At 42.0% G+C, this 12,196-nt stretch carries 8 protein-coding genes; 5 read left to right on the forward strand and 3 right to left on the reverse strand.

The features are described 5' to 3' along the window. Positions 1-296: 296 nt before the first annotated feature. The 3 genes from ACPW7J_RS03855 to ACPW7J_RS03865 form a co-directional block, all read right to left on the reverse strand. Entirely contained in the window at positions 297-1,538 is a 1,242-nt protein-coding gene (locus tag ACPW7J_RS03855) for an IS256 family transposase (protein ID WP_425756690.1), read from the reverse strand. A 239-nt stretch (positions 1,539-1,777) separates the two neighbouring features. Further along, positions 1,778-2,863, reverse strand: a complete 1,086-nt coding sequence (locus ACPW7J_RS03860; protein WP_425756692.1) for a tyrosine-type recombinase/integrase — start codon at positions 2,861-2,863, stop codon at positions 1,778-1,780. Between the two features lie 354 nt (positions 2,864-3,217). Further along, positions 3,218-5,740, reverse strand: a complete 2,523-nt coding sequence (locus tag ACPW7J_RS03865) for a hypothetical protein (protein WP_425756694.1) — start codon at positions 5,738-5,740, stop codon at positions 3,218-3,220. Between the two features lie 722 nt (positions 5,741-6,462). On the opposite strand from ACPW7J_RS03865, the gene ACPW7J_RS03870 reads away from it, so the two are divergent. The 5 genes from ACPW7J_RS03870 (at position 6,463) to ACPW7J_RS03890 (ending at position 12,109) form a co-directional block, all read left to right on the forward strand. Then, positions 6,463-7,116, forward strand: coding sequence for an HAD family hydrolase (locus ACPW7J_RS03870; protein ID WP_425756696.1), 654 nt, complete (start codon positions 6,463-6,465; stop codon positions 7,114-7,116). A 9-nt stretch (positions 7,117-7,125) separates the two neighbouring features. Continuing rightward, positions 7,126-7,689, forward strand: a complete 564-nt coding sequence (locus ACPW7J_RS03875) for a DUF4352 domain-containing protein (RefSeq protein WP_425756698.1) — start codon at positions 7,126-7,128, stop codon at positions 7,687-7,689. 213 nt (positions 7,690-7,902) lie between these two features. Then, a complete protein-coding gene (locus ACPW7J_RS03880) occupies positions 7,903-9,411 on the forward strand; it encodes an IMP dehydrogenase (protein ID WP_161873640.1) in 1,509 nt (502 codons plus the stop codon). A 220-nt stretch (positions 9,412-9,631) separates the two neighbouring features. Further along, complete coding sequence (guaA, locus tag ACPW7J_RS03885; protein WP_425756700.1) at positions 9,632-11,173, forward strand: glutamine-hydrolyzing GMP synthase; 1,542 nt, start codon at positions 9,632-9,634, stop codon at positions 11,171-11,173. A gap of 66 nt (positions 11,174-11,239) precedes the next feature. Then, positions 11,240-12,109: a KilA-N domain-containing protein gene (locus tag ACPW7J_RS03890; protein WP_160203114.1), complete on the forward strand. Its 870-nt coding sequence runs from the start codon at positions 11,240-11,242 to the stop codon at positions 12,107-12,109. The last annotated feature ends 87 nt before the right edge of the window (positions 12,110-12,196 follow it).

Genomic DNA, 12,196 nt, shown 5'->3' on the forward strand with positions numbered 1-12,196 from the left:
ATGAACTGTTCTCGCTTCGCTGTCAGTTCCGCTTTGTCATCTACATCGAGATGAAACAGTAAAAAAGATATTTTACAAATCGTTGATCTCACGGATAAAGCGCTCGTTTCTTTAAAAAATCTCTTATCAAATCTGAGACTGTGAAAAAAAGTCTGTAAATTACCTTCTATGGTAATTTGAAACTATGAAACCTTTGAAATTTCAATAGTTCTTAGTTGAAAATAATATAATACATGTTTTTAGCCATGTCAAGGACTCCTTTCTCTGAAGGAGTCCTTGCATGCTTTTATTTTGTATTAAACAGGAAAACGATCCCCATACATGATGGAAAATTCTCCATAAACTTTACCCCAGTTTCTTAAAGACTGTGTCCATTTCTTCGTTGCTTGTAAGGTTGCAAGATACAGTGATTTCAATAGTGCCTTGTCGTTTGGGAATACTGTGCGCTGCCGATTCAATTTCTTGTAGGTACTGTTCAGACTTTCGATGGCATTCGTCGTATAAATCACCTTTCTCACATCTATAGAGAATTTGAAGATGGGCGTTAATACATCCCAGTTCTTCTCCCAGATCTTCATCGCGTTTGGATATTTATCATTCCACTTTTCTGTTACAATTTGCAATGCTTCATATCCTTGTTTCTCATCCGGTGCCAGATAGATTGATTTCAAATCTCCGGCAAAAGCTTTCATATCTTTGTAGGACACATATTTCAGCGTATTGCGTATTTGGTGTACAATGCATCTTTGATACTCCGTATCCGGATAGGCTGCTTGAATTGCTTCTTTGATCCCGCTAAGTCCATCTGCACAGATGACCATGATATCCTTGACTCCTCGATTTTTTAGGCTGTTTAGTACACCTAGCCAGTATTTGCTGCTCTCATTCTCTCCAATTTCAAGATGAATGACATCTTTCATCCCGTCCAGAGTATATCCTAAAATTACATAAGCTGCCAGTTTTCTAATCTGATTATCTTCCCTGACTGAAAAATGTACCGCATCAATGAAAATGATTGGGTAGATTTCGTCTAGAGGGCGTTTCTGCCAGTCATCAATTTCCTGCAGAATCTTATCTGTTACATCAGAGATAAAACCTTCACTACATTCGAATCCATAGATTTCTTCAATCTGTTCTGAGATTTGTCTTGTGGTAAGCCCTCTTGCATACATGCTGATGATTTTCTGATCAATCTCAGGGATATCCTTTTGACGCTTTTTTACTACCTGTGGTTCGAACGTACTGTTCCTGTCTTGTGGTACACTGATTTCAAACTCTCCATAGTTACTGCGTACTTTTTTAGATTTTGTACCATTGCGGTAATTATCGCTGTCACTGCGTTCATAGTTACCGTAGCCGAGATGTTCATCCATTTCAGCTTCCATCATGGATTTGATGGTGCCACCTAATAGGTCTTTTAAGGCCTCCTGAATATCATCTGCTGTTTCGATGTCGTATTCTTCCAGTAATGCTGCAATGATGTTCTTTTTTCCTTCTGTCAGTGGTTTTACCTTGTATACTTCCTTTTTCTTTGCCATTTTAAAAAGCCTCCTATGATAATTTGATTTTACCATAGAAGGCCTTTTTCTTTTACCTATTTACAGACTTTTTTTCACAGTCTCATCAAAATCGCATAGTTATAATTATTTCAGTATGAATATAAATATTTTTTATCTGTTCAGGCATTTTAACAATATCAGCAGTAACGTTGCAATTTCAATAATGGCAATGAGAAAGTGAACCGTTACTTTCAGTACTTTTTTGGTACTTTTCACCCTTAAATATTGTCTTCAATTTTGGAAAATTCTGTGTTAAGGCGATCTGCCATTTCGAATTGTCTGCTTGGAAACATGTGAGCATAATGCAACGTGATATCGATGCTTTCATGTCCCATCCTATTGGCAATATCCACAGGTGTAAAACCCATAGAAATTAACAGCGAAACGTGAGAATGACGCAAATCATGTATACGTATACGTTTTACACCTGCAGCCTGCGCGCCGCGGCTCATCTCTGTATGCAAAAAGTTTCTTGACATGGTGAATATTCTCTTTTTGGAATTGGTTCTTCGCTTACGCCGCAGATACTTTTTCATTTCGTCGCAAAGGAAGTCCGGAAGCGCGATCATTCTATTGCTTTTTTCTGTTTTTGGAGGAGTAATAAAATCCTTTTTCTCAAGCCTTTGATAAGATTTATTTATATTTAAAACCTTTTTCTCAAAATCAAAATCGGCTCCAGTTAAGGCTTGCAATTCACCGATACGTATCCCGCACCAGTAGAGTATTTCAAATGCATAAAACGAATCGGGATTATCTTTAATTGCCTGAGAAAAACGCAGATATTCGCTCTTAGTCCAAACCTGCATTTCTTTGGTTTTTTCGCCGCCCATGCTACCTGCCTTGCGAACAGGATTCTCTGGTAAATTATATAACCGCACGGCGTGATTGAAAATTGCACTCAGTTGATTATTGATAGTGCGTAAATATGTTTCTGCATAGCCTTTACCTTTATTGTCACGATAGTTCATCATCAAATTTTGCCATTTAACAATATCTGACGCTGTAATGTCTGACACGATTTTTTCCTCGAAATAGGGAATGATTTTTAACTGAATAATACGTTCCTTCGTAAGCCATGTCGTATGCTTTATGCGTGGCTTTACGTCTTGGGTGTAAAGATCGACAAAAGCCTTAAAGCTAATATTTACATTGCCTGATTTTGTTTCAATGAAATTTCTTTCCCACTTTAATGCTTCTTTTTTTGTAGAAAAACCTGTTTTTTTCTTTTTGATGTTTTTGCCATTCATGTGGCGATAGTAAAATGACACATACCATGTCCCATTGGGATTTTTATATGCTGGCATGATAACTCCTCCTTGATGATATTATTTTATAAGCTCTGTTATTCCATTATATAACAAAAAACATCTGTAAAAGATTGAGAATTATGGGCCATGAAAATTGTGAATATATGGGAAGGATTTTGTCGAAAATAAAGCTCTTTTAGTACTAGAAAGGTACTAAAATGATTTGAACAAAAACTTTTGTTTCAGGTTGAAATTACAGGGTTTCTATGTCTTTCGTGTAATAACGGCAATCAAAAATTGCAATTGAATATAAATTCACTATAGTGAGTGTAAATTCATTCTCGGCTTGGATTTAAAGAAAAGAAGGCCGGAAATTCCGACCTTCTTCGTAGTTCTGCAATTTGGAATCCATTATTTTGCGATTCTGTTAGCCTTATTAGACCAGTCAGAGTACAGCTTCTTACCGTCAACTACCTTATAAGCTCTAACTTTGTAGAAGTATCTAGTACCCTTCTTCAGTCCTTTTTTATTGTCCATGTACTGCTTTTTAGTCTTGCCCATGAACTTATAACCCTTCTGAGACTTCTTTGACTTGTATACCTGGAATCCGTCAGCTACAGAAGCGTCTCCCTTAACCTTCCATTTGATCGTGATCTTGCCTTTTACAGCCTTGGAAGATGCAACGATTTTCAGCGTTTCAACTGATACTGCCAGTTTCTTTTCTGCATTCAACAGATCAGCATAAAGTTCTTCGTTGAATTTCAATTTGCTTCTGATAGATAATACATCATAAGCAGCTCTTGCAGCTTCAACAGCTTCCTTTGTAGGATTTGCGCCTAAAGCAGCAACTTTGTCAGCAGCATCTTTAACTCTCGCGGCTTCTAATGCAGCTTCAGCGGCTTCCAACTTAGCAATATTGGCTGGTCCTGCATATTCAGTATAGTCACCATAAGTGTTTTCTAAAGCATCCAATGCTGCTCTTGCAGCTTCAATTGCTTCAGCATCGTTAACTGTTACGGTAGCCGGAAGCGCACGGATCTGGTTTTTAACTGCGGTCGCTTCTAAATAAATTAAGTCAGAAAGAGCACCACTGAGAGCGAGTCTGTTCTTAACATCAATTTTATTCGCGCCTGGCAGTCCAAGATAATCCTCATAAGCATTCTGCGCTGCAAGAACAGCATCTTTGTTAGCGATTTCGATTGTTTTTGGCAGAGCTGCGATTAAAGCATCGACTGCTTTTGCAGCTTCAGCACGTTCAGCATCGGACTTAACATTTACTAATGCGGCAATAGCTTTATCGTAGTTTTCTTTGACAATCTTATCGATTTCTGCTTTTGTCAACTCAGCATCTTCTGCTGCGACAACAGCATCTCTCAGAACTTGTTTTGCATTTTCAACAGCATCAAGCTTTGTTTTCACAGAATATCCTTTGGTACCAACAACAGCATCAAAGTATTTACCAAATGCATCACTGTAACCTAATGCGGCAATTCTGGCGTCTGTTGTAGATTCCAGAGCATTGATTTCAGCAGTAGTTAAAATTGCTCCCATATCAGCAACTGCTTTTTTAACAACTGCATCAACATCGGCAACATCATCCGCAAGAAGAATATCTTCTTCAGCTTTAATCTGAATAGCGATTACTTTTGCTTTTCTTTCACCAGACCAATTGGATGCAGCAAACGTTGTATCATTATTGACACCGGTTTTTACTTCACCAGTGATGTAAAGAATCTGCTGTTCTTTATAGGACTGCAGAGGATACTCCTGTTCAATAACACGGTTCATTGTGCTGTCAACCAGACTTTTTACCAGTGTGTTGCTGCTGCTTTTGATATCGGCATAGGCTGCAACAGAAATTGCTTCGAGAACGTCATTATAAGCCTTTTCTACATCTTTTGCAGCATATTTTAGAGTGCCGTCTGCTTTTCTCTCAGCTTTTTTCGCATCAGCCAATTCTTTCGCGTAATTTTTCAGAAGATCAACATTATCCAGTATCGCTAAATCATTATAAAATTCAGCGTTGAATATCGAAGCAGCTGTTGTTGCGAAGGTGATTTTAATGACATTTTCAACATCATTGATTTTAGTTACTGCATTTTCATCTGCGGCTGCTGCCTCAATCTGATCCTCAAAGAAATTAACCATCTTTGCTACATCGTTAATTACAGTTTTCTGCTGAGCAATTTCTGTTGCATTAGTTGCAGTTGCGGCTCCAACTGCATCAATAAAAGCATCTGACATTGTACCTAATGTCTTGACAGCTGCTTTCTTTGCATCAGCTACTTTCTGTGTGCTATCAGCAACCGTAGGCTGTGTTTTCAGGAAATCAGCCATTGCCTTTACAACATCAGTTCTTAATGACTTGATGGCGTTTGCTTTATTCTCAACTGTTGCGGTCGGCGCAGAGAAAGCATTTACTGCTACATCAAATTTGCTCGTTTTCAGAGTAGAAATTTGATTTTTGATAGCTTGTTTTGCAGCATCTGTATATCCCTTTAATTCAGGATCCAAAGCTGCTTCTGCTGCTGCTTTGTCGATATCAAATTGAGCTTTGAGCAGCTTTTCATAAGTTCGTGTAGGGCCTTCGAATAGCTCATCATGAAACCCTTCGACGGTATTTACAGCAGACCATTCGTTGTCCCAGTTACTTGTAACTTTGGAAAGCTTTTCAGTATATTTGATGACCAAGTCATCGATACCGGCATTTACTACTGATTCGGAAATAACTCCGTTGGCATCGTCGTCTGTCTTCATGTACTTATAACCATCGTACGCGATAGCCTTTTTTGCAGCTTCAACAACCTCAGTGAAAGCTTCTAAAGACTCCTTTTCTGAAGCGCTTGGCGTTGCTGCAAAAGCAGTTCCTACAGCGCTGAAGCTATAAGTGAAGACAACTGACAATGCAAGAAGCACTGTTAAAAATTTCTTCATTTTAAGAATTCCTCCCTCTTTTTAGTTCTTTTTTTAAGATTATAGTTATACGCGTTTTTGCGCAAAACTGGTAAATGAAATTACAGTTCACAATGAACTGTAAAAAAATCCGAATTAAGCGATTGCTAATTTGGAATTTTTTGTTTCTGCAGAAACGATCTTTGATAAATCTAATAACCATTATAAGGATTAGAGCGCAGGATGCTGCCGGGACTTGAACCAGCTGCGTCCTTTTTTTGTAATATTTATCATGAAAAGGGCGCGCTTTTATCTTCTGATTTCGCAAGGCGCCCTAAATTCTCTTGAAATCAGAGGAAAGGGGCGTTTCATCGGCGTGCCGCAACCGCAGCGCGGAGGAGTAGATTGCCAATTCAATCAAAAAAGGAAAAAATGACATTTTGCGATTGCAAAGCACGGTTGTTAGCTGAATGATTCCATTATATTCCATAAATTTCTGATTCCGATGAAGCTGTAGGTTGATGCCAGCCGAAATCCGCCCCTTTCGGCTATTTTTGAAACAAAAAAGGATGTGTACAGCTAATGCGCATTTTAAATCCGCCCCTTTTTATGGTATTTGAGCGCAAAAAGGGGCAGATTTTTCTGACCGCTGTCCTTTGTAATAGAAGTTTGTTTTCGTGTTTGCTGTGAGGGGATGTGAAAGTTTGATTGTAATGAACAATAAACCATGATAAAATAAGAGCAATAAACGGCAAGGAGTATGTATGATCAAAGGGTTTGTATTTGATATGGATGGTCTGCTTTTTGATTCGGAGCGGATCGTACAGCGCAGCTGGTATGCGGCTGGCGCAGAACTGGGCTATCCGGACATTGGCGCGCAGATTTATCATACCATTGGGTTTAACAGGGCGCGGCGTGCGGTATATTTTAAAGAAATTTATGGAGAGGATTTTCCTTATGAGATGTTTCAGGAAAAGGCAGCGTGCAGTTTTATGGAAATTGTGGATAAAGAGGGGATGCCGATGAAACCAGGAGTTCCAGAGCTTTTAAATTTTGCCAGGGCGCAGGGAATGGCAGTGGGACTCGCCACCTCATCATCAGAGGACTACGCCCGAGACAGTTTGCGCAGAGCCGGGATTGAATCCTATTTTGATGGCCTGGTTTCCGGAAATATGGTGAAAAAAAGCAAACCGAATCCGGAAATTTATCAAAAAGCCTGTGCGGCAATCAGCATTTCTCCTGCGGAGGCTATTGCTTTTGAGGATGCGCCGGCAGGTATCAGTTCTGCCTGTGCCGCGGGGTTGCGGGCCGTTATGATACCGGACATGGTACAGCCTGATGAGGAAACGTTGGCGAAGGTGTGGATGATCAAAGGGTCTCTGACCGAAGCTTTAGAAGAATTGAAGAAAATACTGTGAGGAAGAAAGATGAGAAAAAGATATATAATTGTAGGTTTGTGTATTATATTGATACTGGCTTTTACAGCATGCAGCGGTGAGAAACAGTCTAATGGTGAATCTGCAAAAAGGGAATACGGTTCGCTCCTGCAGGAGGCAAAGGACGCGAAAATTTACGCGGGCGAGCTGACGACCGGTATGGTAGGCGACACTCTGTCCAACAATTTCTTTGACTGGACGATCTCAGAGGTTCGTACGGAAAAAGAAATTTATGGGAAGACTGCAAAAGAAGGGAAAAAATATGTGGTTGTGCATGTTTCTGTCACCAATACGACTGATGAAGAATATGAAATTGGAAACTATGACTTTATCGGCTACGTGGCGCCGGATATGGATAGTGGAATTGTGGATACTATGGACAGCTTTGACGCGGCAATGTATCCTGATGAAGCTATGCTGGCGGCAGGTGAAACCAAAAGCGGCACGCTGATTTTTGAAGTGGATGAATCGGTGGAGGAATTGATTGTTGATTATGTGGAATTTTTTGGAGAAGACACAATTGGCAATACAAACTGGTTTGACGTATTTGTGTAAACTGCAAGAAAGGAGAAGAAATAGGCGCGCTGATACTTTGTGAAAAAAATATTTATTAAAAAATGATTGAAAAGGTGCAAATACGCCCTTGCAAAAGGCTAGTAAATGGTATAAAATAATTGGAAACACTGGGGCGGCCCGAAGAAAGACAAGCCGCTCGTTTTCATAAGTAATTTGTTTTGTAGTATTATTTTAGGAGAGGAGAATACCCTAATGGCTCATTATTTTGACGAACCATCAAGAACTTTTAACGAATATTTATTAGTACCAGGCTATTCATCAAAGGAATGCAGAGTTGAGAATGTTAGCCTGAAAACCCCTATTGTAAAATTTAAGAAGGGTGAAGAACCTTCACTGTCCGCAAATATTCCACTGGTTTCCGCGGTGATGCAGGCCGTTTCTGACGATAAAATGGCTGTTGCACTTGCTAAAGAGGGTGGAATTTCTTTTATCTTTGGTTCTCAGACCATTGAGAGTCAGGCAGAAATGGTCAGAAAGGTAAAGTCCTATAAGGCGGGGTTTGTAAAGAGCGACACGAATTTGCGTCCGGATCAGACCTTGGCCGATGTGCTGGAACTGAAAGCGAGAACTGGACATTCTACTATCGCGATTACAGAAGACGGTACGGCAGACGGCAAAATTGTGGGCCTTGTAACCAGCAGAGATTACCGTGTCAGCAGAATGGATACGAATACCAAGATCAGCGAGTTTATGACGCCGTTTGAAAAACTGATTTACGCAAAGGATGGTTGTACTCTCAGCGAAGCAAATGATATTCTCTGGGACAACAAGCTGAATGCGGTGCCTGTTATTGACGACAAACAGAGACTGACGCACTTTGTATTCAGAAAAGACTATGATAACCATAAATCAAATCCAAATGAGCTTTTGGATGCACATAAACGATATGTGGTGGGTGCAGGCGTCAATACCCGTGATTATGAGGAAAGAATCCCGGCTTTGGTGGATGCAGGAGCAGACGTGCTTTGTATCGACTCATCTGAGGGCTACTCCGAGTGGCAGCTCGATACGATCAAATGGGTTCGCGAGCGTTACGGCGACACGGTAAAAATCGGCGCTGGCAATGTGGTTGATCGCGACGGATTTAATTTCCTGGCGGATGCAGGCGCAGATTTTGTCAAAATCGGTATCGGCGGAGGTTCTATTTGTATCACAAGAGAACAAAAGGGTATCGGTCGTGGGCAGGCTTCTGCGGTTATTGAAGTCGCAGCCGCGAGAGATGAATACTATAAGCGGACAGGCGTGTATGTGCCGATTTGTTCCGACGGCGGTATCGTTTATGATTATCATATGACGCTGGCGCTGGCGATGGGTGCAGACTTTATCATGCTGGGCAGATATTTCGCCAGATTTGACGAATCCCCGACTAACAAGCTGAACATCAACGGAAATTATGTGAAGGAATATTGGGGTGAAGGTTCCAATCGCGCTCGTAACTGGCAGCGTTACGACCTTGGCGGTGATCCGAGAATGAAGTTTGAGGAAGGCGTGGATTCCTATGTGCCGTACGCAGGTTCTCTCCACGATAACGTAACTTTGTCTTTGAACAAAGTGAAATCCACCATGTGCAACTGCGGTGTCCTGACGATTCCGGAGCTGCAGGAGAACGCGAAACTGACGTTGGTTTCCGCAACTTCTATCGTAGAGGGCGGCGCTCATGATGTAATATTGCGTGACAGTTCCCAGAACGCAATCAGATAGCACTCAAAATTGCCTGTAACTTTGTTGGCAGCAGCACTTCGCTCCTTGAAGCCCTAGCCCGGATTTGTAAAAATCCGATGGCTGGTCTCATGCGAAAAACACCTAAATTTCAATTTAGTGTGTTTTACCGCCACATACGCCTAGTATGCTCCGGTGCTCATTGCTTTGCCGCCTCGTTACAGACAATTTAAGAGCACTATCTAAATAAAAGGAGCAGGAAATGAACAAAGAACTGATTATTGTTTTAGATTTCGGCGGGCAGTACAATCAATTGATTGCCCGCCGGGTTCGTGAAGCCGGGGTGTACTGCGAGGTACACCCTTATACAATGCCGCTGGCGGAGCTGGTGGCAAAAAAACCGAAAGGTATCATTTTGACAGGAGGTCCCAACAGCGTATACGATATGGAGTCTCCCCACTATGACAAAGCGCTGTTCAGCGCAGGCATTCCGATTCTGGGCATCTGCTACGGCGCCCAGTTGATGGCGTGGGCCCTTGACGGCACGGTAGAAACGGCGCCGGTCAGCGAATACGGAAAGACGGAGATTACCGTTTGCGGCAAAGATGGCATTTTGCGAGACGTGGACGATGCCACCATCATGTGGATGAGCCATACCGATTACATTGCGAAAGCGCCGGCAGGCTTTACGGTCACCGCAAGCACGCCGGTATGCCCGGTTGCGGCTATGGAAAACCCGGAGAAGAATCTTTACGCAGTGCAGTTTCACCCGGAGGTGACGCATTCCGTGCAGGGGACAGAAGTTTTGTCTTCCTTTGTGTACGGTCCGTGCGGCTGCAGCGGCGACTGGAAGATGGATTCTTTTGTGGAACATACCATTGTTGAAATTCGCCGCAAGGTGGGCAGCGGCAAAGCGCTGTGCGCTCTGTCCGGCGGTGTGGATTCTTCGGTGGCGGCGGTGCTGATGTCCAAGGCTATCGGAAAACAGCTTACCTGTGTCTTCGTGGATCATGGTCTTCTGCGTAAAAATGAAGGCGACGAGGTGGAAGCGGTCTTCGGTCCTGACGGTCCCTATGATTTGAATTTTATTAGAGTGAATGCGCAGCAGCGGTTTTATGATAAACTGGCAGGGGTAACCGAGCCCGAGGAAAAGCGGAAAATCATCGGCGAAGAGTTTATCCGCGTTTTTGAGGAGGAAGCGCAGAAAATCGGCGCGGTGGATTTCCTGGTGCAGGGCACGATTTATCCCGATATCATCGAATCGGGATTAGGCGATTCCGCGGTAATTAAGAGCCATCACAACGTAGGCGGGCTTCCGGATTATGTGGATTTCAAAGAAATCATTGAACCACTTCGGATGTTGTTTAAGGACGAGGTACGCCGCGCGGGGCTGGAGCTTGGCATTCCGGAATATCTGGTATTCCGTCAACCATTCCCAGGTCCGGGACTAGGAATTCGTATCGTCGGTGAAGTCACTGCTGAGAAGGTAAAGATGGTACAGGACGCCGACGCGATTTACAGAGAGGAGATTGCGGCTGCCGATCTTGATAAAGAAGTTAATCAGTACTTTGCGGCGCTGACCAACATGCGCTCTGTGGGCGTCATGGGCGACTTCCGAACCTATGATTACGCCGTGGCGCTTCGCGCAGTGACCACCAGCGATTTCATGACTGCTGAGGCGGCGAAACTGCCTTGGGATTTGATCGAAAAGGTGACCACCAGAATCATCAACGAGGTGGAGCATGTGAACCGGGTGTTCTACGATTGTACGGGGAAGCCGCCTGGAACGATAGAGTTCGAATGATGAAATATTTAATCGGAATCAATATGGTATTTGGGCAAGCATGATGTAGAAAGAAGGGGGAGATGTATGAGAAATATGAAAATAGACGCTAACGGAACAGAAATCAGAGTAATGGGCGATGTTGTTAATGAGGACGCTTATATTTCACTGACGGATATCGCAAAATATAAAAATCCGGACAATGCTTTTATTGTGGTTGCGAACTGGATGCGCAATCATTCCACAATTTCGTTTTTGGGTTTGTGGGAACAAATCCACAATCCTAATTTTAAACCTATCGAATTCGATAGGTTTAAAGCAAAGTCGGGAGATAATGCGTTTACATTGACACCGCAGCAATGGATAAAAGCAACAGATGCAATCGGTATTATATCAAAATCGGGGAGATATGGAGGCACTTATGCTCATACAGATATTGCTTTTGAATTTGCTTCGTGGATTTCTCCAGAATTTAAACTCTATATTATCAAGGACTATCAGCGATTAAAGAAAGACGAAGCAAACAGATTAGCGATTGGATGGGATGTAAAAAGGGAACTTTCAAAAATAAATTATCGTATCCATACGGATGCGGTAAAGGAATTTTTGATAACGCCAACATTATCTCCACAGGAGATGTCATATACATATGCTTCAGAAGCAGATATTCTTAATATGGCCTTGTTTGGAAAAACGGCGGCACAATGGAGAAACGAAAGGGGGATAAGCGGAAAAACACCTAATATTAGAGATTTTGCTTCAGCAGAGGAATTGGTTGTTCTTATCAATCTGGAAGATACCAATGCTGATTTAATAAGGCAGGAAGTACCTAAAATCGAGAGGCTAAAAATATTAAGGGAAAAGGCCTACAGGCAGTTAGAACTTTTGAAAAAGAACCAAGATTCGATTGAAGCACTAAAGAAAAATCTCATTGAAGATACGGAAGCAATCAGTTGATTTTATAATAAAACCACTTATAATTTAACCTGGAACATATAGCTATTATCCGCAGTTACAGAGCAAGCCCTATTAACGGTGGTAACG

The organism is Ihubacter sp. rT4E-8, from assembly GCF_049852125.1.
Classification (GTDB): Bacteria; Bacillota; Clostridia; order Peptostreptococcales; family Anaerovoracaceae; genus Senimuribacter.